The organism is Comamonas sp. NLF-1-9 (assembly GCF_019195435.1).
Lineage (GTDB): Bacteria > Pseudomonadota > Gammaproteobacteria > Burkholderiales > Burkholderiaceae_C > Comamonas_C.
Window position 1 is genome coordinate 1,439,946 of sequence record NZ_CP078069.1, and the last position, 25,096, is coordinate 1,465,041.

Here is a 25,096-nt window from a genome sequence, read left to right on the forward strand (position 1 = left end):
GATGCTGGAAAAACTCTTCAAGCTCAAGGAGCACGACACCAACGTGCGCACCGAGCTGATCGCGGGCCTGACCACCTTCCTGACTATGGCCTACATCATCTTCGTCAACCCGGCCATCCTGGGCGACGCAGGCATGCCCAAGGATTCGGTCTTCGTCGCCACCTGCCTGATCGCCGCGCTGGGCACGGCGGTGATGGCGCTGTACGCCAATTACCCTATCGCGCTGGCCCCGGGCATGGGGCTGAACGCCTATTTCGCCTACGCCGTGGTGCTGCACATGGGCTTTACCTGGCAGGCGGCGCTGGGCGCGGTGTTCATCTCGGGCTGCCTGTTCCTGGTGGTCACGCTCACCGGCATACGCAGCCTGATCATCAATGGCATACCGCAGTCGCTGCGCATGGCGATCACCGTGGGCATAGGGCTGTTCCTGTCGCTGATCGCACTCAAGAGCGCGGGCATCGTGGTCGGCAACGATGCCACGCTCGTTACCCTGGGCGACCTGCACCAGCCCAGCGTGGTGCTGGCCGTGATCGGCTTTCTCATCATGGTGGCGCTGGACCGCATGCGCGTGCGCGGCGCCATTCTGATCGGCATCATCGCGGTCACCATCCTCTCCTTCCTGTTTGGCGGCAACGAGTTTCGTGGCGTTTTCTCGGCGCCGCCCTCGATCGAGCCGACGCTGTTCAAGCTGGACATCCACACCGCGCTCACCAAGGGCTTGCTCAACGTGGTGCTGGTGTTCTTTCTGGTAGAGCTGTTCGACGCCACCGGCACGCTGATGGGCGTGGCGCGCCGCGCGGGCCTCTTGGTGCCGGGCAAGATGGACCGGCTGAACAAGTCGCTGTTTGCCGACAGCGCCGCCATCTTTGCCGGCTCGCTGCTCGGCACCTCCAGCACCACCGCCTATGTGGAAAGCGCCTCTGGCGTGCAGGCGGGCGGGCGCACCGGCCTCACCGCGATGACCGTGTCGGTGCTCTTTCTTGCTGCGTTGTTCATAGCGCCTCTCGCAGGTGCGGTGCCGGCCTACGCCACGGCGCCGGCCTTGTTCTTCGTCGGCTGCCTGATGATGCGCGACCTCACCGAGCTCGACTGGGGCGAATCCACCGAGGTGATCCCGGCCGCAGTCACCGCGCTGATGATGCCCTTCACCTACTCCATCGCCAACGGCCTGGCGTTCGGCTTCATCTCGTACGCCGCGATCAAGCTGTTCACCGGCCGGGTGCGCGAGGTGCACTGGATGGTCTGGCTGATCGCGCTGGTCTTCCTGTTCAAGTTCTTCTACGTCGGAGGTTGAAGCGTCCATGAAAGCTTACCGCGCGCAGTTGCTGCGCTTTGACGGCGAGGGTCAGGCCCTCTACGAGAGCGACGGCCTGCTGGTGACGCAGGCCGGCAGCGACGGCGTGCAGCGCGTCGTTGACGCCGGCCCCTACCGCGCGGTCGCGCCGCGCCACCCCGGCGTCGCGCTGACGCACTGGCAGGGGCGGCTGATTGCGCCCGGCTTCATCGACATGCACGTGCACTACCCGCAGACCGACATCATCGGCTCGCCCGCCGACGGCCTGCTGCCCTGGCTGGAGAACTACACCTTCCCGGCGGAGACGCGCTTTTGCGACCCGGCCTACGCCGCAGAGGTCGCGCACGTGTTCTTCGAAGAGCTGCTGCGCAACGGCGTGACCACCGCGCTCACCTTTGCCACCGCGCACCCGGCTTCGGTCGATGCCTTTTTCCATGAGGCGCAAAAGCGCGGCCTGCGCATGATGGGCGGCAAGGTGTTGCAGGACCGCAATTCGCCCGACGGCCTGCGTGACGAGACCGAGCAAAGCCTCATAGACACCGAAACCCTGATCCGGCGTTGGCACGGCAAGGACCGCCTGGGCTACGCCATCACGCCGCGCTTTGCGCCCACCAGCAGCCAGGCGCAGCTGCGCGGCGCGGGCGAGCTGGCCGCGCGCTACGGCGACACCTGGATCCACTCGCACGTGGCGGAAAACCGCGACGAGGTGCGCTGGGTGCGCGAGTTGTTTCCGCAGTCGCGCTCCTATCTGTCGGTCTACGAAGACTTCGGGCTGCTGCGCGCACGCGCGGTGTACGCGCACTGCATCCACCTGGACGCCGACGACCGCGCGCTGATGCACGCAAGCTGCAGCGCCGCCGCCGTGAGCCCGACGAGCAACCTCTTTCTGGGCAGCGGCTTCTTCGACTTTGGCGCCGCCCGGGCCGCGGGCATGCTGCACGGCTTGGCCAGCGACGTCGGCGGGGGCACCAGCTTTTCGCCGTTTCGCACCATGCTCGCAAGCTATTTCATCGGCCGCGAGGGACAGAGCAAGCCGGGGCTGTCGCTCGCGCCTTCCGAGCTGTGGTGGCTGCACACTGGCGGCGCGGCGCGCGCGCTGGGACTGGAAGGCTGCATCGGCACGCTGGCCGCAGGCACCGAGGCGGACTTCGTGGTGCTCAACCCCGATGCCATCCCGCTGCTGGCACGCAAGGCCAGGCGTGCGCAGAACCTGCAGGAGTTGTTGTTTGCGCTGATCGTGCTCGGCGACGACCGCGTGGTCGAGCACGTGGTGACGGCGTAGTGCGAGCCTGAAACACCTCTGCCCGCTCAGGGCTGCGCCGGCTGCGCGCGCGCGCCGCGCCAGGCGCCATAGATCGCGATCAGGCCCGGCACCAGGATCAGTCCCCAGATGATGATCTCCAGATGCTCGCGCACCCAGGGCAGGTTGCCGAAGAAATAGCCCGCGCTGCAGATGCCCAGCACCCAGACCAGCGCGCCGCCCACGTTGTAGGCGGTAAAGCGCGCGCGGTTCATTGCCGCAACGCCCGCCACGAAGGGCGCAAAGGTGCGGATGAAAGGCATGAAGCGCGCCAGCACGATGGTGATGCCGCCATAGCGCTCGTAAAACGCATGCGCGCGGTCAAAGGCCTTGCGGTTGAACCAGCGCGAGTTCTCCCACTGAAACACGCGCGGGCCAAAGTGGTGGCCGATCTGGAAGTTGCACTGGTCGCCCAGCACCGCCGCCGCCAGCAGCACGGCCGTGGCGCTCCAGAAGTCCAGCATGCCCGTGCCGCTGAGCGCACCGGCGATGAAGAGCAGCGAATCGCCCGGCAGGAAAGGCATGACCACCACGCCGGTTTCCACGAACACGATCAGAAACAGTAGCGCATACACCCAGGCGCCGTAGGTGCTGACGAACAGCTCCAGGTGCTTGTCCACATGCAAGATGAAGTCGATCAGGAAGGCAAGCAATTCCATGGAGGCAGGCCCGGGGCGGCAGAGCCGGCGATTATCGGCGGCCAGCGCGCGGCCTCCATAGAATCACCGTGGTGAACGCCCCGCCCGCCACCGCCTCCAGCCGCCGCCCCATCCACGAACTGCCCGACGAGCTGATCAGCCAGATCGCCGCAGGCGAAGTCGTCGAGCGCCCCGCTTCCGTGGTGCGTGAACTGGTGGACAACGCGCTCGACGCCGGCGCCACCCAGGTCACCGTGCGCCTGCTCGCCGGCGGCGTGCGCCTGATCGCGGTGGAAGACGACGGCTGCGGCATTGCCGGGCAGGAACTGACGCTGGCGCTGCGCCGCCACGCCACCAGCAAGATCGCCAGCCTGGACGAGTTGGAATCTGTGGCCACCATGGGCTTTCGCGGCGAGGCGCTGGCCGCGATCGCCTCGGTCTCCGAGCTGTCGCTGCTCTCGCGCACCGCCGCCGCCAGCGCCGCCTGGCTGCTCGATGCGCGCAGCGGCGAGCTGCGCCCGGCCGCACGCGCTGTCGGCACCACGGTGCAGGTCAAGGAGTTGTTTTTTGCCACTCCGGCGCGGCGCAAATTCCTCAAGAGCGAGGCGACCGAACTGGCCCACTGCGTGCAGGCGCTGCGCCGCCACGCACTGGCCCGCCCGGACATCGGCTTTGCGCTCTGGCACGAGGGCAAGCTGATCCAGCAATGGCGCGCCACCTGCGCACCCGGTCAGGAGCCGGGCGACGAGGCGCTGGCGCGGCGCATGGCCGACGTGCTGGGCGAAGACTTCATCGCCGCCTCGCTGCCGGTGCAGCACCGGGTGGGGCCGCTGTCGATCACCGGCCGCGCCGGCCTGCCCAGCGCCGCGCGCGCGCGTGCCGACCAGCAATACAGCTACGTCAACGGCCGCTACGTGCGCGACAAGGTACTCCAGCACGCCGCACGCGCTGCCTACGAGGATGTGTTGCACGGCCAGCGCCAGCCGGTCTGGGTGCTGTATCTGCGCATCGACCCGGCGCGGGTGGACGTGAACGTGCACCCGACCAAGATCGAGGTGCGCTTTCGCGACAGCCGCGAGGTCCACCAGGCCACGCTGCAGGCGCTGGCGCAGGTGCTGGCCGCGCCGCGGGCACAGACGCTGGCTGCGGCGCCTGCTGCCATCGCGCCAGACAGTTTCAAGCCAAATCGGCCCCAAACGCTTGCCTGGCAAGCGCAAGCAGCTCTCAAATTGGAAGAACGACCGGGTCACAGGGTAGCGGACCTGCAGGCGCTTTGGGGCACACCCGCGCAGCCGAGCACCCCGGCCTCTGCTGGCGCTTCCGGCTCCGGAGCGGCCGATGCGCCGCCGCCCGCGCAGCCCCCGGCCAGCGCCGGCTGGCCGGCGCCCACCGTGGCGAGCGCGGCAGACGCCCCCGCCTGGCCGCTGGGGCGGGCGCTGGCGCAGATCCACGGCGTCTATATCCTGGCGGAAAACGCCCAGGGCCTGGTCATCGTGGACATGCACGCCGCGCACGAGCGCATCGTCTACGAGCGCCTGAAGGCACAGATCGACGCCAGCCGGCACCTGGCCAGCCAGCCGCTGCTGATTCCCGCGACCTTTGCGGCCACCCCGCTGGAAGTGGCCACGGCCGAGACCCAGAGCGAGACCCTGGCCACGCTGGGCCTGGAGATCACCGCGTTTTCCGCGCGCACGCTGGCGGTGCGCGCCGTGCCCACCACGCTGGCACAAGGCGACGCGGTGGAGCTGGCACGCACAGTGCTGGCCGAGCTTGCGCAATACGAGGCCAGCAGCGTGGTAGAGCGCGCGCGCAACGAGATTCTGGGCACCATGGCCTGCCACGGCGCGGTACGCGCCAACCGGCTCTTGAGCCTGCCCGAGATGAACGCACTGTTGCGCCAGATGGAAACCACCGAGCGCTCCGACCAGTGCAACCACGGCCGCCCGACCTGGCGCCAGCTATCAATGAAAGAGCTGGACGCGCTGTTCCTGCGCGGTCGCTGAGCCGTTTTATCCCTTGAAGTCTTGCGCCTGCCACCAGCCGGCAGGCCGGGTCGGCTATCGCCTGCGCGACAGCAAACACAAAAACTTGCAAATTACGCCATGCATGACGTTATGTTTTTTCTACATAATGCTGCACTGCCGCATCAAACCTTGAAGGTGTTTCCATGAGTGCCCGTCTCTCCGTTGGCCAGTTTCTCGAACGCGTGGGTCAGCGCAACCCCCATCAGCCGGAATTTCTGCAGGCCGTGACCGAGGTCATGGAATCGCTGTGGCCCTTCCTGCAAGCCAATCCGCGCTACACCGAGCACGCCCTGCTCGAACGCCTGGTCGAGCCCGAGCGCGTGGTGTGCTTTCGCGTCAGCTGGGTGGACGACGCCGGCCAGGTGCGCGTCAACCGCGGCTACCGCGTACAGCACAGCATGGCCATAGGCCCCTACAAGGGCGGGCTGCGCCTGCACCCCTCGGTGACGCTGTCCATCCTGAAATTCCTGGCCTTCGAGCAGACCTTCAAGAACGCGCTCACCACGCTGCCCATGGGCGGCGCCAAGGGCGGCTCGGACTTTGACCCCAAGGGCCGCAGCAACGGCGAGATCATGCGTTTTTGCCAGGCCTTCGCCAGCGAGCTGTTTCGCCACGTGGGCGCGGACACCGACGTGCCTGCGGGCGACATCGGCGTGGGCGGGCGCGAGGTCGGCTTCATCGCCGGCATGATCAAGAAGCTCAGCAACCGCGCCGACTGCGTGCTGACCGGCAAGGGCATGAGCTTTGGCGGCTCGCTCCTGCGCCCCGAAGCCACGGGCTACGGCCTGATCTACTTCGCCGAGGAAATGCTCAAGACCCGCGGCAAGAGCCTCGACGGCATGCGCGTGTCCGTCTCGGGCTCGGGCAACGTCGCGCAGTACGCGATCGAGAAGGCCATGCAGCAGGGCGCCAAGGTGCTCACCTGTTCGGATTCGAGCGGCACCGTGATCGACGAAGACGGCTTCACGGCCGAAAAACTCGCCATCCTCATGCAGGTCAAGAACGAACAATACGGCCGCGTGAGCGACTACGCCGCGCGCGTGGGCGCAAGCTTTCAGCCCGACATGCGCCCCTGGCAGCTGCCCGTGGACGTGGCCCTGCCCAGCGCGGTGCAAAACGAGCTCGACGAAGCCGACGCCCGCACCCTGATCGCCAACGGCGTGCAGTGCGTGGCCGAGGGTGCCAACATGCCTTGCACCAACGAGGCGGCCAAGACCCTGGAGGCCGCGGGCGTGCTCTACGCGCCGGGCAAGGCCAGCAACGCCGGCGGCGTGGCCACCTCGGGCCTGGAGATGAGCCAGAACGCCCAGCGCCTGGTCTGGACGCGCGACCAGGTGGACGAGCGCCTGCGCTGCATCATGCAAAGCATCCACGGCGCCTGCCTGCAACACGGCCGCCGCCCCGACGGCTCCATGAGCTACATCACCGGCGCCAACGTGGCGGGCTTCGTCAAGGTGGCGGATGCGATGCTGCAGCAAGGGGTGATCTGAGCACCACGGGCGCACGTGCCCGCAGCCGGGGCGCGAACCAGCCTTGACCTGGCCCGCCCGGCGCGCCGCCCTCAGCGCAAGCTCACGACTGCGCTCCAGGGCAGCTCGGGCGTCACTTCATAATGCCCGACGATAAACACGCGCTGGCTCGCCTGGCCTTGCTGCGCCAGTGCGGCGCGCAGCGCCACGATGGACGCGCGGTCCAGCGCCGCTTCAGGCTCGTCGATGAGCGTCAGCGGCGCGCCGCTGGCCAAGGCAGCCGCCAGCAGCACCTTGCGCTTGCCGCCGGTGGAGAGGCGAAACATCTCCTTGTGCAGGTGCTCCTGCAGCGCCAGCGCCTGTACCAGTTGCTGCCACTGCGCGGCATTCCAGTGCGGGTAGCGCGCCGCCAGCTCGATCGCCCATTGCGCGGGTGAAATCTCTGGCCATTCGGCGCGCGGGTCGCGCCAGAAGACGGTCTGCGGCGCGCGGCGCAGCTGTTCGGCGAGCGCCGCGCCGCACCAGCGCAGTTCGCCGGCGGCGGGCGGCAGTTCACCGGCCAGCACGCGCAGCAGCGCGGTCTTGCCGTCGCCCTCTTCGTCCAGCAGCAGCGACAGTCCGGGGCCAAAGCTTGCATTCCAGCCGTGGAGCTTGCACCCGGCCCCGGGCGCCAGCGCCAGGCCCAGCGCCTGCAGGCACACGCGTTCGTTTTCTTCGGTCATGATGCAAGTCTACGCAGCCCGCGCGGCCGCTCTTGCCCCAGCCGTTTTGCCATGCCCACACCCACGCACGCCGCGCTGCCCGCGGCCCGGCCTTCCACTGCCCGCACCCTGGGCGCGCTGTGGCCTTTTCTGCGCCCCTACCGCTGGCCCATGGCGCTGGCGCTGGCCTTTTTGCTGCTGGCAGCGGCGGCCACACTGGTCTTTCCACTGGCGCTGCGCGTAGCGATTGATCGCGGCCTGCCCTACGCGGGCCAGGGCAGCATGCTGCGCGCGCACTTTGCGCTGCTGTTTGTGGTGGCTGTGGCGGTGGGCATTTTTTCTGCCGCGCGCTACTACATGATGAGCTGGCTGGGCGAGCGCGTGACCGCCGACCTCAAGAGCGCGGTCTATGCCCAGGTGCTGCGCCAAAGCCCGGCGTTTTTCGAAACCACGCAGACCGGCGAGGTGCTCTCGCGCCTGACGGCGGATGCCACGCTGATCCACACGGTCATCGGCTCGTCGTTTTCCATGGGCTTGCGCAATGCCGTGCTGGGCCTGGGCGCGCTCGTCATGCTGGTCTGGACCAACCCCTACGTGATGTCGGTCGCGCTGGCGGCGGTGCTGGTGGTGGTGCTGCCCGCGATGTGGATAGGGCGCAGCGTGCGCCGCCTGTCGCGCGCCAGCCAGGACCGCGTAGCCGATGCCAGCGCCATCGCCGCCGAGGTGCTCAACGCCATCCCGGTGGTGCAGGGCTATACCGCCGAGCAGCGCGAGGCGCGCCGCTTTGCCGACTCCAACGAGGTGGCCTTTCAGACCGCGATACGGCGCAGCGGCGTGCGCGCGCTCTTGGTGGCCTTCATCATCATTGCCAACGCCGCCCTGCTGCTGTGGGGGCTGTACCGCGGCAGCCAGGCAGTGATGGCCGGGCAGATGAGCGCGGGCAGCCTGGGGCAGACCGTGGTGTATGCGCTCTTTCTGGCCAGCGCGGTGGCGGTGCTCGGCGAGGTCTACGGCGACTTGCTGCGCGCCGCCGGGGCAACGGAAAGGCTGATGGAGCTGCTCGTGGCCCGCCCTGCGATCACCGCGCCCGAGCCCACGAAGTTGCGCGCGCTGGCGCCGGGCCAGGCTCTGGACGTGCGCTTTGAGCAGCTGGTGTTTCACTACCCCTCGCGCCCGGAGAACCCGGCCATCCGGGGCTTTGACCTGCATGTGCACCCCGGGGAGACGGTGGCGCTGGTGGGCGCCAGCGGGGCGGGAAAGTCCACGATGTTTCAGCTCTTGCAGCGCTTTTACGACGTGGACCGGGGCCGCATCACGCTGGGCGGCGTGGACATCCGCGCGCTCGATCCACAGGCGCTGCGCCGCCTGATCGCCACCGTACCGCAGGAGGCGGTGATCTTCTCCAGCAGCGCGCTGGACAACATCCGCTACGCCCGCCCGGAAGCCACGCGCGAGCAGGTGCTGGCGGCGGCGCGCGCCGCCTTTGCCGACGAATTCATCAGCGCCCTGCCCCAGGGCTACGACACCTTTCTGGGCGAGCGCGGCGTGCGCCTGTCGGGCGGACAGCGCCAGCGCATCGCGATTGCGCGCGCGCTGCTCAAGGATGCGCCCATCCTGCTGCTGGACGAAGCCACCAGCGCGCTGGATGCGCACAGCGAACGCGTGGTACAGCAGGCGCTGGATGCCGCCCTGCACCAGCGCACCGGCCACCGCGTCACGCTGGTGATCGCCCACCGCCTGGCCACCGTGCAGCACGCCGACCGCATCGTGGTGCTGGAGCACGGGCGCATCGTCGAGCAGGGCAGCCACGCCCAGCTGATCGCCGCCGACGGCGCCTACGCGCGGCTGGCGGCGCTGCAGTTCAGCGTCTAGCGTTGTTCAGACGGCGTGCGGCTCGAACACCACGACGCGATCGCGCCCAGCCTTCTTGGCCTGGTACAGCGCCACGTCCGCACGGCGCAGCAACTGGTGCGGGCCCTCGTCCGTGCCCGGCACCATGCTGGCGATACCCACACTCAGCGTGACCTGGCCCAGCGGTGAGCCGGGATGGGCCATGGCCTGCGCCTGCAGCCGATTGCGCAGGCGCTCGCAGCTGCGGCGCACGCCTTCGGCACTCTCGCCCGGCATGAGCATGACGAATTCCTCGCCGCCGTAGCGCGCGACCAGATCGGCTTCGCGCTGCACGCATTCGCGCAGCAGCGTGGCGATGGCGCGCAGGCAGGCGTCGCCCGCCGGATGGCCGAAGCGGTCGTTGTAGGCCTTGAACCAGTCCACGTCCAGAATCGCCAGGCCCAGCGCCGTGCCCGAGCGGCGCGCGCGCAGCCATTCGGCCTGCAGCAGCTCGTCGAAGCGGCGCCGGTTGGCGATGCCGGTCAGGCCGTCGGTCACGCTCAGCACGGCCAGTTGCTGGTTCAGGCGCGAGAGCTCCTCGGTGCGCGCGAGCACCTTGCGCTCGAGCTGCTGCTCCGACTCCCTGAGGTGCTCGATCAACTGCGTCTGCGCCTGCAGCAGGTCTTTTTGCATGGCCAGCTTCTCGCGTCGCAGCTGCGCGTAGCGGTCGGCCAGCGCCAGCGCCAGCAAGACCATCTCCAGCGCCGAGCCTATCTGCATGGCGTTGGCGGTGAACACGTTGGTCGGCAGCAGGCCAAGCGCCCGCAGCACGTTGACCAGCGCGCCCGCGGCCAGCATCAGCGCGGCGGCGCTGTAGAAGTAGGCGCTGCGCTGGCGCCGGAGCATGCCGTGCACCAGCACTACCGCCACCACCACGATGGCCAGCAGATAGACCACGGCCGCCGTGCGGATCAGGCTCTGGCCGGTAAAGGGAAAGACCGCCGGGCTGAGCACGAAGAACCACACCAGCGCGCGCAGCGCCCCGTCCCAAGGCCCCAGCGTGCGCGCGGTGTCCAGCAGGCGGCGCATGAATTGCAGGCCGGTGGCGATCGCCAGCGAATAGCCGAAGGTGGCGGCCAGGTTGGACCACCAGGGAGGCTCCAGCGGCAGAAACTGCTTGACCAGGCCGTTTTGCGCCGCCAGCGCAAACGCCATGCTGACCACGAAGAAGACGTAATAGAGAAACAGGCGCTCGCGCAGCCACAGGAAGATCAGCAGGTTGAACAGCGCCATGGCGCTGGCCATGCCAAAGTACCAGGCCTGGGCCGCAGAGTCGCCCGCCACGTGGCGCGCAAAGGCCGTCGGCTGCCACAGCCGCAGCGGCACGATGAAGGCGGTGAGCGACTGCACGCGCAGGTAGTAGGTCTGCTGCGTTTGCGGCCCCAGCTTGAGCGGGAAGGCAAACGCGCGCCAGGCGAGCGGGCGCGAGGCAAACGGCGCCTGCATGCCGGTCTCCATGGTTTGCACACTGGCATCTGCGTCAGGCCGGTAGAGCGTGACTTGCGACAGGCGCGGATAGGCCACTTCCAGCACCCGCGTGAGCGCTTCGTCGCCGGGGTTATCCAGCGTGAAGCGAAACCACCAGGCCGATGGCGTGATGCCGAAATTGAAGGCTTCGTCCTTGCCCAGGCCTGCGGCAAAGCGCCCTGCCAAAGGCGGCTGCATCACCTGCGCAAGCGTGTAGGCGCCCTGCGGGTCTTCCAGCGCTTGCACGCTCGGCGCCAACATCAATGCGGGGCCGGCCGCATCACGCACATCGACCGGCGCCGGTGGCTGCGCCCGTGCCGGCAACAAGGCGGCAAGCAGAGCCAGACACCACAGCCAGCGCCAGAGCCCGTTCCCGCAGCAGGACTGAGCAGCGCCGCGCATGGGTTCAGGCGGCTTCGTCGGTGCGCAGCCAGCCGGTCACGCTCCAGCGCGTGGCCTTGCACGGGAGCACCGCGTGCGGCATCAGGCCGCTGACGAACACCGCCAGCCGCCCATTCAACGGTGCCAGGCGGGCTATCTCGGTGTTGGGGTCGGTGGGCTGGTAAAAGCACAGTTCACCGCCATTGGCGGCATCCCAGTCCGGGTTCAGGTACAGCACCACGGAAATCTTGCGCAGGTTGCGCCCACGGTGCTGGTCCAGGTGCTTGCGGTAGCCACGCCCCTCGGGGTAGCGGGCAAAGTGGAATTCCTGGCTGCGCACACCCAGCTTGAAGCGCTCGTTCAGCACGGCCCGAAAGCCCGCCATCCATTCAAAGAAGGGCAGCCGCGCCAGGTCGCTGGCGGGCTCTATCCAGCACACGGCGTCGCCGCGCACCTCGGGCTGCTTGCCGCCCGCCAGGTCCAGGCCGAATTCGCCGGGCTCGAACGCGCCCTCCTCCCACAGACGCTGCGCATGGGCGCGCAGCTCGGCGCACAACTGCGGCGCCACCGTGGTGTCGGTGATGCTCCAGCCCTGGCGGTTGAGCGCTGCAATGATTTCGTCGTAAGGGCCCATGGGGCTGGCTCCGTGCTGCAAGAGCGGCGGCACAAAGTCTGCTGCCGCTTCCATGCCCAGCCGCTGAGGCAGGACATGGAAGGGAGCATAGCGCAGGGGCCTGGCTCAGCGCCGCGCCCGCATGGCGTAGATACCGTCGGAAAAGCGCTTGAGCGTAGGGGTGCTGTCCCCCGGCGGAATCATCAGCTCAATCAACTGAAAGCGACCGCGCTCGGCAAAGGCGGCGTCCAGCGCAGCCTTGAATTCACGCCGCGTTTGCACCCGATATCCCCGACCACCAATGGCATCAGCCAATCGGGCCAACTGCCAGTCGCCCAGATCAGAGCAACGCGATTCGGGCTGGAAGGCGCGGATCATTTCCCAACTCTGGTTGTTGAGCACGATGATGATGGGGTCTATGCCCAGACGCCGGCAATTGCCCAGCTCCAGCCCGGTCATTTGAAACGCGCCATCTCCCACCAGGGTCAGGCTGCGCTCGCCGGTGGCCAGTTGCACCCCCATGCCGGCGGGCACACCAAAACCCATGGTGGCGTAGTAGCCTGGTGCCACCAGCGTGGTCGGCAGCAGTTCCATGGCGGCAAACAGGCAATCCCCCATGTCCGATGCAATGGGCAGCGGCCCATGTTGGCGGATATGGTCGTTGAGCGCGCGACTCACGTCAGCAGCGCGCACCGGTTCGTCATCGGCCACCAGACCGCTGGGGCAATCCACGCCAGGAGACTCGGCGGCATGCCCCGCAGGCAGTGAGCCAAGATGCTGCAGCAAAGCGTCCACCAAGGCAGCCAGAGGGATGTTCTCATACAGGTGATGGCCTGCACGTGCTTCACGCTGGGCAGCAATCAAGGCCTTGCGAAAGTCCATGCGCTGCGCACTGACGCCAAAGTTCACATCCGAAAGGATGGCCCCGAGCATGATGGGCAAGTCGGAGTCGTCAAGCAAGGCGGTGGTTTGCTCGTCACCCGCAATGCCAAGATAGGTGCCGCGCAACTGCACGCCCTGGAGCATGTCGCCCTCGGCCAGCAGGCCACGCCCCATGAAGGTGGTGAGCACCGGTAGCTGCAGGCGCCGTGCCAGCTCGGCCACACGCTTTTCCAGGCCAAATCGGCGCACTTCCACGTCCAACACCAGCACCGGTCTGCTTGCAGCCTGTATGCGCTGCAGCCACTCCTGCGCGCATTCCGCCACAGCCTCGGGATTGAAGGCGGTATCCGGCAGAACGGGCACTTCCTCCATGGGTGCCAAGGTGATGTCACGCGGCACCTCGATGAGCACGGGCAGGGAGTATTCGCGGCAATTGCGCAGCACGCGCGCGATCTCCTGCGGCGCGGTGGCCGGGTTGGAGATGCGTACCTGGTCGCAGGTGATCTCCTTGAAGATGCGCCACTGTGAATCCACATGCTGCACCTGGTGGTGCAAGACCAAACCGTTTTGTGCTTCCAGTGCACCTGGGCAACCCGCCACGATCACCAACGGTACGCGCTCGGCGTAGGCATTGGCCACGGCATTCACCATGTTGAGCGCACCTGCGCCGTAGGTGACTACCGTCACGCCGATACCGCCATGCATGCGCACGGCAGCGTCAGCGGCAAAACCCAGGCCAGGCTCATGGCTGAGCGTGACCAGGGGCAGGATGGCGCTTTCCTCGATTTGCTTGAACAGCGGCAGCACGAAATCTCCGGGAATACCGAAGATCTCGTGCGCGCCGTGGTTCTTCAGAGCGCGCAGCAGGGAAAGCCCAACCGTCACGCCGTCGCCAATTCTTCGGCAGGCTGGGCGGAGGGCGCCTTGGCCGACACGGGCAGCGGCTCAAAGCGCGCGGTAAAGAAGCGCAGGAAGGCCGGCTCGTAGACCATCTTCATGCCGGTGATGCTGCCACGGCGCTGGTACAGGTCTATGCAGGACTGGGCCACCACATCCAGGTGGGCGTAGGTATAGACGCGGCGCGGGATGGTCAGGCGCACCAGCTCCAGCTTGGGGCGGTGGTGGTCACCCGTCTGCTTGTTGCGCCCGGCGCTGACAATGCCGCGTTCCATGCTGCGCACGCCACTTTCCAGATACAGGTGCGCGGCCAGGGTCTGTGCCGGAAATTCATCCTGCGGCAGGTGATCGAGGAAGGCGCGCGCGTCCAGAAAGACCGCGTGGCCGCCCACCGGGCGCACGATGGGCACGCCGGCAGCTTCCAGCTTGTCGGCAAGGTAGCGGCACTGGGCCACGCGGTGCTCGATGTAGTGGAAATCGACCGACTCCTCGATGCCGCGCGCCATGGCTTCCATGTCGCGCCCGGCCATGCCGCCGTAGCTGGGCATGCCTTCAAACAGCACCACGAGTTCGCTCGCGCGCTGGTAGAGCTCGTCGTCGTTCATGCACAGGAAGCCGCCGATGTTCACCAGGCAGTCCTTCTTGCCGCTCATGGTGCAGCCGTCGGCATAGCTCATCATTTGCTTGAGGATGGCGCGAATGCTCATGTCGGCGCAGGCGGCCTCGCGTTCCTTGATGAAGTAGGCGTTTTCCACGCAGCGGGTGGCGTCCAGCATCACCTGGATGCCGTGCTTTTCGCACAACTGCTTGACGGCGCGCAGGTTTTCCATGCTCACCGGCTGGCCGCCGGCCAGGTTCACGGTCACGGCCACGCAGACGTAGGGAATGCGCTCGGCGCCCACTTCGGCTATGAGCTTTTGCAGCTTGTTCAGGTCGACGTTGCCCTTGAAGGGGTGGTCTTTTTGCGCGTCGTGCGCCTCGTCGATGATGATGTCCACGAAGGTCGCGCCGTTGAGTTCCTGGTGCGCGCGCGTGGTGGTGAAGTACATGTTGCCGGGCACGTAGTCGCCGGGCTTGATGCACAGGCGCGAGAGCAGGTTCTCGGCGCCGCGCCCCTGGTGCGTGGGGATGATGTGCTTGAAGCCGTAGTACTCGCGCACGACCTGCTGCAGGTGCAGGAAGTTCTTGCTGCCGGCGTAGGCTTCGTCGCCCAGCATCATGCCGGCCCACTGGTAGTCGCTCATCGCGGTGGTGCCGCTGTCGGTCAGCAGGTCGATGTAGCACTGCTCGGAGTTGATCAGGAAGGTGTTGTAGCCGGCGTCCTTGAGGTATTGCTCGCGCTCTTGGCGCGTGGTCATCGCGATAGGCTCGACGACCTTGATCTTGTAGGGCTCGGCGGGGTAGTTCGTCGTGGGCATGGTCGCAGGCTCCATAGAGTCGGGTTGATGAACGGCGTTTTGGCGAAATTGCCAAAATTGCGCAAACTCAAAGCGACTTTATGGGTTGACTGTCACATGCGGCTTTCTGTTTTGCTCATTTTGCGCATTTTTATTGCGCAAGCAAAGGGCAAAGGCGGCGCCCACGCAGTTCCATGCAGAGCGCCGCCCCGCAGCCTCATGCCCAGTCGCACTGCACCGTGAAATGGCGCAGAAACCTGGGCTGCTTGGTGATGCGCACCCCGCGTATCGCGCCCGCTTTCTGCTTGACTTCGGCAATCACCTCTGCGGCGTAGTCGAAGTGGCTTTGCGTGTACATGCGCCGCGGGAAGGCCAGGCGCACCAGCTCCATGCTGTGGAAGGTCTCGGTGCCGTCGTCCAGGCGCCGGCCGAACATCATCGAGCCCACTTCCACGCCGCGAATGCCGCCTTCCAGATAGAGCGCGTTGCACAGCGCCCAGGCGGGGTAGTGCGCCACCGGCATGTCGGGCAGCACGGTCTTGGCGTCGATGTAGACCGCGTGGCCGCCGGTAGGCTTGACGAAGCCCACGCCCGCGGCGTCGAGCTTTTCGCCCAGGTATTCGGCGGTGCGCAGGCGATAGCGCAGATAGTCCTCGTCCAGCCCCTCTTCCAGGCCCACGGCCAGCGCCTCCAGGTCACGCCCGGCCATGCCGCCGTAGGTGGGAAAGCCTTCCATCATGATGAGGTCGTTCCTCACTTCGTCCAGCCAGTCGCTGGCGCGCAGCACGATGAAGCCGCCGATGTTGACCATGCCGTCCTTCTTGGCGCTCATGGTGGCGCCGTCGGCATGACTGAACATCTCGCGCGCAATGTCGCGCACGCTGGTGTGCTCGTAGCCAGGCTCGCGCATCTTGATGAACATGGCGTTTTCGGCGAAGCGGCACACGTCCATGATGAGCGGCTTGCCGTACTTCTTGAGCAGGGCTGCGTAGGCGCGGATGTTGGCCATGGCCACCGGCTGGCCGCCGCCGGTGTTGTTGGTCACGGTGATCATGCCAAACGGTATGCGCTCGCCCTGCTCCTTGAGCAGCGCCTCCACGCGCGCCAGATCGATGTTGCCCTTGAAGGGGTGGATGGTGGCCGGCTCCAGGCCCTCGGCGATCACGCAGTCCACGGCCTCGACGCCGACGTATTCCAGGTTGGCGCGGGTGGTGTCGAAGTGGCAGTTGCTCGGCACCAGGTCGCCCTTCTTGCAGACGGCGCTGAACAACACCTTCTCGGCCGCACGGCCTTGGTGCGTGGGCACGAAGTGCTCCATGCCGGTGATGTCGCGGATGACCTGCTCCAGGCGGAAGTAGCTGCGCGCGCCGGCGTAGCTTTCGTCCCCTTCCATGATCGCGCCCCACTGGCGTGCGGACATCGCCCCGGTACCCGAGTCGGTGAGCCAGTCGATCAGCACGTCCTGGGCCCTGAGCTGAAAGACATTGAGCCTGGCGGCTTGCAGCAGCTGTTCGCGCTCGGCGCGCGTGGTCATGCGGATGGGCTCCACGCTCTTGATGCGAAACGGCTCGATCATGGTTTTTGGCACAACGATTCCTTCCGGGAGTCAATAAAAACCACGAACTTAGCCCTGAAAAAACCCTTGTGGTGTCGCTTTTTTCCAACGTATTGACAAAACAGGGGCGTTCGCCCGGCGCCGCGGCAAAGCCCTGCTCCCGGCTTGCCAGGCGCTTCCTTGCCTAGAATTGCCGCTTTGTTTGCAAGCAACCGAGAGCATCCATGGGACGCACCCTGTACGACAAGGTCTTTGACGAGCACGTGGTCCACACCGAGGACGACGGCACGGCCCTCCTGTACATAGACCGCCACCTGGTGCATGAGGTCACCAGCCCGCAGGCTTTCGAAGGCCTGCGCGAGGCGGGGCGCCCGGTCTGGCGCACCAGCTCCATCATTGCCACCGCCGACCACAACACGCCGACCACCGGCTGGGAACTGGGCTACGACGGCATTGCCGACCCGATCAGCAAACTGCAGATCGAAACCCTGGACGAGAACATCCAGAAGAACGGGGCGGCCGCCTTCTTCCCCTTTCTTTCAAAACGCCAGGGCATCGTGCACGTGATCGGCCCGGAAAACGGCGCAACGCTGCCGGGCATGACGGTGGTCTGCGGCGACAGCCACACCAGCACCCATGGCGCGTTCGGTGCGCTCGCGCACGGCATAGGCACGAGCGAGGTTGAGCACGTGCTGGCCACGCAGTGCCTGCTGACCAAGAAGGCGAAGAACATGCTGGTGCGGGTGAACGGCCAGGTGGCGCCGGGCATTACCGCCAAGGACATCGTGCTGGCCATCATCGGCAAGATAGGCACGGCGGGCGGCACCGGCTACACCATCGAATTTGCCGGCGAGGCCATCCAGGCGCTGTCGATGGAAGGCCGCATGACGGTGTGCAACATGACCATCGAAGCCGGCGCGCGCGCGGGCATGATCGCCGTCGACCAGAAAACCATCGATTACTTCAAGGGCCGCCCGCTCGCGCCCACCGGCGTGGAGTGGGACATGGCGGTGCAGTACTGGAAGACGCTGCATTCCGACCCCGATGCAAAGTTCGACACCGTGGTCGATCTGAACGCCTCCGACATCCTGCCGCAGGTCACCTGGGGCACCAACCCCGAGATGGTGGTGGACATCAACGCCCGCGTGCCCGACCCGGAAAAGGAAAAAGATCCGGTGATCCGCCACGCGATGGAGCGCGCGCTCACCTACATGGGCCTCACGCCCGGCAAGCCGATGCAAGACATCTTCGTCGACAAGGTCTTCATCGGCTCGTGCACCAACAGCCGCATCGAGGACTTGCGCGCCGCCGCCGCCGTTGTCAGGAAGCTCAATCAAAAGGTGGCGAAAAACATCAAGCTTGCGATGGTGGTGCCGGGCTCGGGCCTGGTGAAGGCGCAGGCCGAGCGCGAGGGGCTGGACAAGATTTTTCTCGCCGCCGGCTTTGAGTGGCGCGAGCCGGGCTGCTCGATGTGCCTGGCGATGAACGCCGACCGGCTGGAGCAGGGCGAGCGCTGCGCATCGACTTCCAACCGCAACTTCGAGGGCCGCCAGGGCGCGGGCGGGCGCACGCACCTGGTCAGCCCCGCGATGGCGGCCGCCGCTGCCATCCACGGTCATTTCGTCGACATCCGCAAGTTCGCCTGAAGGAGCTACCCATGAAAAAGATTGCCGTGCTCGTTCCCCTGTTCTTCGCCGTGCTCCTGGCCGGCTGCAACACCGTCAAGGGCATGGGCCAGGACGTGCAAAAGGCCGGCAACGCCATCGAGCGCGCCGCCGACAAGTAAGGCCATCATGGAAAAATTCACCGTACACAAGGGGCTGGTCGCGCCCATGGACCGCGAAAACGTCGATACCGACGCGATCATCCCCAAGCAGTTTCTCAAGTCCATCAAGCGCACCGGCTTTGGCCCCAACCTGTTTGACGAATGGCGCTATCTGGACCAGCCGGGCAAGCCCGGCATGCCCGAATCCAAGCGCAAGCCGAACCCGGACTTCGTGCTCAACCAGCCGCGCTACAAGGGCGCAAGCATCTTGCTGGCGCGCCAGAACTTCGGCTGCGGCTCGAGCCGCGAGCACGCGCCCTGGGCGCTGCAGCAGTACGGCTTTCGCTCCATCATCGCGCCCAGCTTTGCCGACATCTTCTTCAACAACTGCTTCAAGAACGGGCTGCTGCCGATCGGCCTGCCCGAGTCCGTCGTCGGCCGCCTGTTCGACGCGGTGGCGGTCTTCCCCGGCTACAGCCTGACCGTCGATCTGGAGCGCCAGGTCGTCGTGGATCCGCAGGGCGAGGAGATCCCCTTCGAGGTCGAGCCCTTTCGCCGCTATTGCCTGCTCGGCGGCCTGGACGACATCGGCCTGACGCTGCGCCACAAGGACAAGATCAAGGCCTTCGAGGCCGAGCGCCTGGCGAGCAAGCCCTGGCTCGCACGGGTCATGGCGTCCTGAAGACGTTTCAAGATTTATACAAAATTGGCCTAAAACGCTTGCCCAGCAAGCGCGAGCAGCTATCAAAACATGAAAATTGCCATTCTTCCGGGCGACGGCATAGGCCCCGAAATCGTTGCCGAAGCGGTCAAGGTGCTGAAGGCCCTGGGCCTGAGCTTCGAGATGCAGAGCGCGCCCGTGGGCGGCGCAGCCTATGAAGCCGCAGGGCACCCGCTGCCGCCTGCGACGCTGGAGCTGGCGCAGTCGGCCGACGCCATCCTGTTCGGCGCGGTGGGCGACTGGAAGTACGACAAGCTGGAGCGCGCGCTGCGCCCCGAGCAGGCCATCCTCGGCCTGCGCAAGGCGCTCGGCCTGTTTGCCAACTTCCGACCGGCGATCTGCCACGAGCAGCTGGTCGGCGCCTCCAGCCTCAAGCCCGAGCTGGTGGCGGGCCTGGACATCCTCATCGTGCGCGAGCTGACCGGCGACATCTACTTCGGCCAGCCGCGCGGCCGGCGCAAGGCGCCCGACGGCGCGTTTGCCGGCGCCGACGAAGCCTTTGACACCATGCGCTACACCCGCCCCGAGATCGAGCGCATCGCGCGCGTGGCCTTCGACGCCGCGCGCCAGCGCAAGCGGCGCGTAACCAGCGTGGACAAGGCAAATGTGCTCGAGACCTTCCAGTTCTGGAAGGACGTGGTCAGCGAGGTGCACCAGGACTACCCCGACGTGCAGCTCGAGCACATGTACGTGGACAACGCCGCGATGCAGCTCGTCAAGGAGCCCAAGAAGTTCGACGTGATCGTCACCGGCAACATGTTCGGCGACATCCTTTCGGACGAAGCCTCGATGCTCACCGGCTCCATCGGCATGCTGCCTTCGGCCAGCCTGAACGACAAGAAGCAGGGCTTGTACGAACCCAGCCACGGCAGCGCGCCGGACATCGCCGGCAAGGGCCTGGCCAATCCGCTGGCAACGATTCTTTCGGCCGCGATGATGCTGCGCTTCTCGCTCGGCCAGAGCCAGGCGGCCGAGCGCATCGAAGCGGCCGTCGGCCGGGTGCTGGCCCAGGGCTTGCGCACGCCCGACATCTGGAGCGAAGGCACGACCAGCGTCAGCACCGCCGAGATGGGCGACGCGGTGGTGCGCGCCCTCGTCTGAGCGCGGCGGCCCGCCGACCCTGACCCTATCGCACGCGCGACAAGCCCGCACCTTGCGGGCGGAATAATCGGCAGGATGTACCGTGAACGCCAGTCTGCCCAAACGCTAACCCGGAGCCTGCGCGGCAACCCCTGCCATCTGCGCTGCTGGGGCCCCGACACCAGTCCCCTGCCGCCGCTGGTACTGCTGCACGGCTGGATGGATGTGGGGGCGTCCTGGCAGTTCGTGGTGGATGCGTTCAGCGAAGCCTTGAGCGGGCAGCGGCGCATCATCGCGCCCGACTGGCGGGGCTTTGGCCTGTCCATGCCGGCGAGCGCGGTGGATTGCTACCACTTCAGCGATTACCTGGCCGATCTGGATGCCTTGCTGCATGAGCTTGCGGGTGAAGCGGCGATTGACCTCGTCGGGCACAGCATGGGCGGCAATCTTGCGATGATGTATGCCGGCGTGCGCCCGGCGCGCATCCGCCGCCTGGTCAACCTGGAAGGCTTTGGTCTGCCCGCCACCGACCCGGCCGAGGCACCGGCGCGCTACGCGCAGTGGCTGGACGAACTGCAGCGCCTGCGCCAGGGAGAAATCCACCTCAAGAGCTACGACAGCGCAGACAAAGTGGCTGCGCGCCTGATGCGCACCAACCCGCGCTTGGGCGCGGACAAGGCCGCGTGGCTCGCGCAGCACTGGGCCCGCCAGGGCGCGGACGGGCGCTGGCACGTTCTGGGCGACGCCGCGCACAAGGTCGTGAGCGCCCAGCTCTACCGCGTGGATGAGGCGCTGGCGCTGTACGCTGCCATTACCGCGCCGGTACTGTGCATCGAATCCGAGCAAGACAGCCCGGCCCTGTGGTTCAAGGGGCGCTTCACCCTGCGGGAGCACCATCAACGCCTGACCCATGTGCGCCAGCTGCAAACCGCCACGGTGCAAGACGCCGGCCACATGCTGCACCACGACCAGCCCGCGGTAGTGGCCCGCCTGATCGAGGATTTTCTCGGCGCCTGAGCACTTGCAGCGCAGGCAAAAGCCTGCAAAGCGCGCGCCGTTCAGGCTGCTGCGCGCCCACCGCAGGCCGGCTGCGGCCGCTCATGGGAAAATCCAGGATTACCCGCATGCGACAGCAAAGGATTTCCCATGGAAGCAGAACAAATCAACCTCATCGGCAACACCCTCGAAGACCTCGGCGAGCGCACCGAGGCCTTGCGGAGGTATCTTTGACTACGATGCCAAGCATGAGCGCCTGAGAACCGTCAACGCCGCGCTCGAAGACCCGAACGTCTGGAACGACCCGAAAAAAGCCCAAGAGCTGGGCAAGGAAAAAAAGCTGCTCGACGGCGTGGTGCTCACGCTGCAAAAGCTCACCCAGGAAATCGCCGACAACACCGAGCTCTATGAAATGAGCCGGGACGAGGACGACGAAGCCGGCCTGGCCGCGATCGAAGCCGAGGTCGACAAGCTCAAGCCCCTGATCGAAGAGCTGGAGTTCCGCCGCATGTTCAGCAAGGAGGCGGACCCGCTCAATTGCTACATCGACATCCAGGCCGGCGCCGGCGGCACCGAAGCCTGCGACTGGGCCGGCATGCTGCTGCGCCAGTACCTGAAGTACGCGGAAAGAAAAGGCTTCAAGGCCACGGTGGATGAAGAAACCCCGGGCGACGTCGCCGGCATCAAGAGCGCCACCATCCACATGGAGGGTGAATACGCCTACGGCCTGCTGCGCACCGAAACCGGCGTGCACCGCCTGGTACGCAAAAGCCCCTTTGACAGCTCGGGCGGACGCCACACCTCGTTCGCCTCGCTCTTCGTCTATCCCGAGATCGACGACTCCATCCACATCGACATCAACCCCGCCGACGTGCGTACCGACACCTACCGCGCCAGCGGCGCGGGCGGCCAGCACATCAACAAGACCGATTCGGCGGTGCGCCTCACCCACATCCCCACGGGCATCGTGGTGCAGTGCCAGGACGGGCGCAGCCAGCACAGCAACCGCGACGTGGCCTGGCAGCGCCTGCGCTCGCGCCTGTATGAGCACGAAATGCAAAAACGCATGGTCGAGCAGCAGGCGCTGGAGGACACCAAGAGCGACGTCGGCTGGGGCCATCAGATACGCTCCTACGTGCTGGACAACAGCCGCATCAAGGACTTGCGCACCAACGTCGAAGTCTCGGCCACGCAAAAAGTGCTCGACGGCGACCTCGACGTGTTCATCGAAGCCTCGCTCAAGCAAGGCGTTTAACGGCCCGCCCCGGCCCGCGCACGTGCGCGCCGGGGAGCGGCCCCCAGGAAAGGACCAACCCATGATGAGAGATGGCAACGCCAGCGCGGTCTACCGGCTGCAGTATGCGCCGCCCGCGTTCTGGATCGACGCGGTGGAGCTCACCTTCGACCTCGATCCGGCCAAGACCCGGGTGCTCAACAAGATGCGCGTGCGCCGCAACCCCGAGGTAGCGGCCCAGGCCCTGCGCCTCGATGGCGAAGAGCTCCAGCTGGCGCGCGTGCAGGTCAACGGCGCGGGCACCAGTTTCAAGATCGAGGAAGACCAGCTCGTGCTGGAAAACCTGCCCGAGGGCAGCGAGCCTTTCGATCTGGAAATCTTCACCACCTGCGCGCCCGAGAAGAACACCCAGCTGTCGGGCCTGTACGTGAGCAACGCAACCTTCTTCACCCAGTGCGAGGCGCAGGGTTTTCGGCGTATCACCTATTTCCTGGACCGCCCGGACGTGATGGCCAGCTTCAGCGTGCTCCTGCGCGCCGACAAGGCCCGCTACCCGGTGCTGCTGAGTAACGGCAACCTGGTCGAATCGGGTGAGCTGGCGGACGGGCGCCACTTTGCCCGCTGGGTCGATCCGCACAAAAAGCCCTGCTACCTCTTCGCACTGGTGGCGGGCAAGCTCGTGGCACGCGAGCAGCAGATCACCAGCCGCGCCGGCAAGGAGCACCTGCTGCAAGTCTGGGTGCGCCCGGGCGACCTGGGCAAGACCGAGCACGCGATGAACTCGCTGATGGCGGCGATTGCCTGGGACGAGACGCGCTTTGGCCTGTCGCTCGACCTGGAGCGCTTCATGATCGTCGCCACCAGCGACTTCAACATGGGCGCGATGGAGAACAAGGGTCTGAACGTCTTCAATACCAAATACGTGCTGGCCAGCCCGGCCACCGCCACCGATCAGGACTTTGCCAACATCGAAGGCGTGGTCGGCCATGAGTACTTCCACAACTGGACCGGCAACCGCGTCACCTGCCGCGACTGGTTCCAGCTCTCGCTCAAGGAAGGCCTGACGGTCTTTCGCGACCAGGAGTTCAGCCAGGACATGGCCGGCAGCGCGTCCGCGCGCGCCACCCGCCGCATCGAGGACGTGCGCGTGCTGCGCAGCGCCCAGTTCCCCGAAGACGCCGGCCCCATGGCCCACCCGGTGCGCCCGGACAGCTACGTGGAGATCAACAACTTCTATACCGTCACGGTGTACGAAAAGGGCGCCGAGGTGGTGCGCATGCAGCGCACGCTGGTGGGCGGCCACGAAGGCTTCGCCCGCGGGATGAAGCTGTACTTCGAGCGCCACGACGGTCACGCCGTCACCTGCGACGACTTCGCCCAGGCCATGGCCGACGCCAACCCCGCAAGCCCGCTGGCCCAGCACCTGGAGGCCTTCAAGCGCTGGTACAGCCAGGCCGGCACGCCACGCGTGAAGGCCGCGGGCCACTACGACGCCGACGCCCGGACCTACACCCTCACCCTCATGCAGAGCTGCCCGCCCACGCCGGGCCAGCCGGACAAGCTGCCCTTCGTCATTCCGCTCACGCTTGGCCTGGTCGGTGAAGACGGCGCCGCCCTGCCCCTGCAACTGGCGGGCGAGGCCGCGGCGGGCGAGACCCAGCGCACGCTGGTGCTGCACGAGGCCAGCCAGACCTTCACCTTCGAAGGCGTGGCGCAGCGCCCCGTGCCTTCGCTGCTGCGCAGCTTTAGCGCACCGGTCATCCTGGAGTGCGACTACAGCGACGCCGAACTGCTGACTCTGCTCGCACACGATGCGGACCCCTTCAACCGCTGGGAAGCGGGCCAGCGCCTGCTGCTGCGCGTTGCTCTTTCTTCCATAGCTGATAGCGCAGAGCAGACGGGCGCTACAGCCATAAATGGCCATATTCCCGAGGACATCGTCGAGGCGCTGCGCGCGGTGCTGGCGGACCCGCAGCTGGACCCCGCATTCAAGGAACTGGTGCTGACCCTGCCCTCGGAGGTCTACATCGCCGAACAGCTCGACGAGGTCGATCCGCAGCAGGTGCATGCGGCGCGCGAGGCTCTGCGCCTGCAACTAGCCACCGCGCTGCAAGCCCAATGGCGCAGCGCCTGGGAGCAGCACCAGGACAGCGGCGCCTACCGCCCGGATGCCGCCAGCAGCGGCCGGCGCGCGCTGGCCGGCCTGGCGCTGTCCATGCTCTGCCTGGCCGCGCGCAGCAGCGGCGACACCGTCTGGCCGGGCAAGGCCTACCAGCGCTTCAAGATTGCTGCCAACATGACCGAGCGCCTGAACGCGCTGGGCGCGCTGATCGTGAGCGACCATGAACTCGCCCGCCCGGCGCTGGAGCGTTTCCACGAACGCTTCCGTGACGACGCGCTGGTGCTGGACAAATGGTTTGCGCTGCAAGCCGCGCGCCCCGACCGCGGCGGCAACGTGCTGCCCGCCGTGCAGGCGCTGATGCAGCATCCGGACTTCAACCTGAAGAACCCCAACCGCGCGCGCAGCCTGGTATTCAGCTACTGCAGCGCCAACCCCGGGGCCTTTCACCGCCGCGACGGCGCAGGCTATGCCTTCTGGGCCGAACAGGTGCTGGCGCTGGACGCCTTCAACCCGCAGGTGGCCGCGCGCCTGGCGCGTGCGCTGGACCGCTGGAAGCGGCTGGCCGAGCCCTACCGCGAGGCCGCGCGCGCCGCCATCGAACGGGTGGCCGCCGCGCCCAAGCTCTCCAACGACGTGCGCGAGCTCGTCACCCACGCCCTGGCCGATTGAG

The 25,096-nt window shown here is 66.7% G+C and carries 19 protein-coding genes; 12 read left to right on the forward strand and 7 right to left on the reverse strand.

Features of this window, described 5'->3' with window-relative positions; all coding sequences use genetic code 11:
• The first annotated feature begins 1 nt into the window (after nt 1).
• Both KUD94_RS06995 and guaD read left to right on the forward strand, forming a co-directional pair.
• Nucleotides 2-1,294: an NCS2 family permease gene (locus KUD94_RS06995; protein WP_218239070.1), complete on the forward strand. Its 1,293-nt coding sequence runs from the start codon at nt 2-4 to the stop codon at nt 1,292-1,294.
• Nucleotides 1,295-1,301: 7 nt separating this feature from the next.
• Nucleotides 1,302-2,576 carry a guanine deaminase gene (gene guaD, locus KUD94_RS07000; protein ID WP_218239071.1) on the forward strand — a complete coding sequence of 425 codons (1,275 nt, stop codon included), beginning with the start codon at nt 1,302-1,304 and terminating at the stop codon, nt 2,574-2,576.
• A 26-nt stretch (nt 2,577-2,602) separates the two neighbouring features.
• Here guaD and KUD94_RS07005 read toward each other — a convergent pair whose 3' ends face one another.
• Nucleotides 2,603-3,253 (reverse strand): DedA family protein, encoded by a 651-nt coding sequence (locus tag KUD94_RS07005; protein WP_218239073.1) that lies wholly within the window; start codon nt 3,251-3,253, stop codon nt 2,603-2,605.
• A gap of 71 nt (nt 3,254-3,324) precedes the next feature.
• On the opposite strand from KUD94_RS07005, the gene mutL reads away from it, so the two are divergent.
• Together mutL and gdhA are read left to right on the forward strand one after the other, a co-directional pair.
• Nucleotides 3,325-5,235, forward strand: coding sequence for a DNA mismatch repair endonuclease MutL (gene mutL / locus KUD94_RS07010; protein WP_218239075.1), 1,911 nt, complete (start codon nt 3,325-3,327; stop codon nt 5,233-5,235).
• Between the two features lie 164 nt (nt 5,236-5,399).
• Entirely contained in the window at nt 5,400-6,746 is a 1,347-nt protein-coding gene (gene gdhA, locus KUD94_RS07015) for an NADP-specific glutamate dehydrogenase (RefSeq protein ID WP_218239076.1), read from the forward strand.
• Nucleotides 6,747-6,817: 71 nt separating this feature from the next.
• Here gdhA and KUD94_RS07020 read toward each other — a convergent pair whose 3' ends face one another.
• Nucleotides 6,818-7,447: an ATP-binding cassette domain-containing protein gene (locus tag KUD94_RS07020; protein WP_218239077.1), complete on the reverse strand. Its 630-nt coding sequence runs from the start codon at nt 7,445-7,447 to the stop codon at nt 6,818-6,820.
• 51 nt (nt 7,448-7,498) lie between these two features.
• Between KUD94_RS07020 and KUD94_RS07025 the strand changes: the two genes are divergently transcribed.
• On the forward strand, nt 7,499-9,298 hold the full coding sequence (locus tag KUD94_RS07025; protein ID WP_218239078.1) for an ABC transporter transmembrane domain-containing protein: 1,800 nt from the start codon (nt 7,499-7,501) through the stop codon (nt 9,296-9,298).
• Nucleotides 9,299-9,304: 6 nt separating this feature from the next.
• Here KUD94_RS07025 and KUD94_RS07030 read toward each other — a convergent pair whose 3' ends face one another.
• From KUD94_RS07030 to KUD94_RS07050, 5 genes are all read right to left on the reverse strand, one after another.
• Nucleotides 9,305-11,044, reverse strand: coding sequence for a diguanylate cyclase (locus KUD94_RS07030; RefSeq protein ID WP_218239079.1), 1,740 nt, complete (start codon nt 11,042-11,044; stop codon nt 9,305-9,307).
• Between the two features lie 145 nt (nt 11,045-11,189).
• Entirely contained in the window at nt 11,190-11,798 is a 609-nt protein-coding gene (locus KUD94_RS07035; RefSeq protein WP_218239081.1) for a 2OG-Fe(II) oxygenase, read from the reverse strand.
• Nucleotides 11,799-11,903: 105 nt separating this feature from the next.
• Entirely contained in the window at nt 11,904-13,544 is a 1,641-nt protein-coding gene (gene ipdC, locus KUD94_RS07040) for an indolepyruvate/phenylpyruvate decarboxylase (protein WP_218239083.1), read from the reverse strand.
• Complete coding sequence (locus tag KUD94_RS07045; protein ID WP_218239084.1) at nt 13,541-14,974, reverse strand: tyrosine phenol-lyase; 1,434 nt, start codon at nt 14,972-14,974, stop codon at nt 13,541-13,543. Before KUD94_RS07045 ends, ipdC begins: the two co-directional genes overlap by 4 nt.
• A 196-nt stretch (nt 14,975-15,170) precedes the next feature.
• Nucleotides 15,171-16,541: a tryptophanase gene (locus KUD94_RS07050; RefSeq protein ID WP_218239085.1), complete on the reverse strand. Its 1,371-nt coding sequence runs from the start codon at nt 16,539-16,541 to the stop codon at nt 15,171-15,173.
• A gap of 191 nt (nt 16,542-16,732) precedes the next feature.
• Between KUD94_RS07050 and leuC the strand changes: the two genes are divergently transcribed.
• The 7 genes from leuC (at nt 16,733) to pepN (ending at nt 25,095) form a co-directional block, all read left to right on the forward strand.
• A complete protein-coding gene (leuC, locus tag KUD94_RS07055; RefSeq protein ID WP_218239086.1) occupies nt 16,733-18,154 on the forward strand; it encodes a 3-isopropylmalate dehydratase large subunit in 1,422 nt (473 codons plus the stop codon).
• An 11-nt stretch (nt 18,155-18,165) separates the two neighbouring features.
• On the forward strand, nt 18,166-18,294 hold the full coding sequence (locus tag KUD94_RS07060; protein WP_218239087.1) for an entericidin A/B family lipoprotein: 129 nt from the start codon (nt 18,166-18,168) through the stop codon (nt 18,292-18,294).
• A 7-nt stretch (nt 18,295-18,301) separates the two neighbouring features.
• Nucleotides 18,302-18,955 (forward strand): 3-isopropylmalate dehydratase small subunit, encoded by a 654-nt coding sequence (gene leuD, locus KUD94_RS07065; RefSeq protein WP_218239088.1) that lies wholly within the window; start codon nt 18,302-18,304, stop codon nt 18,953-18,955.
• 69 nt (nt 18,956-19,024) lie between these two features.
• On the forward strand, nt 19,025-20,095 hold the full coding sequence (gene leuB / locus KUD94_RS07070) for a 3-isopropylmalate dehydrogenase (RefSeq protein WP_218239090.1): 1,071 nt from the start codon (nt 19,025-19,027) through the stop codon (nt 20,093-20,095).
• Between the two features lie 75 nt (nt 20,096-20,170).
• Entirely contained in the window at nt 20,171-21,091 is a 921-nt protein-coding gene (locus KUD94_RS07075) for an alpha/beta fold hydrolase (RefSeq protein ID WP_218239091.1), read from the forward strand.
• A 129-nt stretch (nt 21,092-21,220) separates the two neighbouring features.
• Nucleotides 21,221-22,325, forward strand: a protein-coding gene (gene prfB / locus KUD94_RS07080) for a peptide chain release factor 2 (RefSeq protein ID WP_218239092.1) whose coding sequence is annotated in 2 segments (ribosomal slippage) — nt 21,221-21,301 and nt 21,303-22,325 — 1,104 coding nt in all. Because the reading frame shifts where the segments join, the coding sequence is not laid out codon by codon here.
• 64 nt (nt 22,326-22,389) lie between these two features.
• Nucleotides 22,390-25,095 carry an aminopeptidase N gene (pepN, locus tag KUD94_RS07085; RefSeq protein ID WP_218239218.1) on the forward strand — a complete coding sequence of 902 codons (2,706 nt, stop codon included), beginning with the start codon at nt 22,390-22,392 and terminating at the stop codon, nt 25,093-25,095.
• Nucleotide 25,096 lies beyond the last annotated feature (1 nt).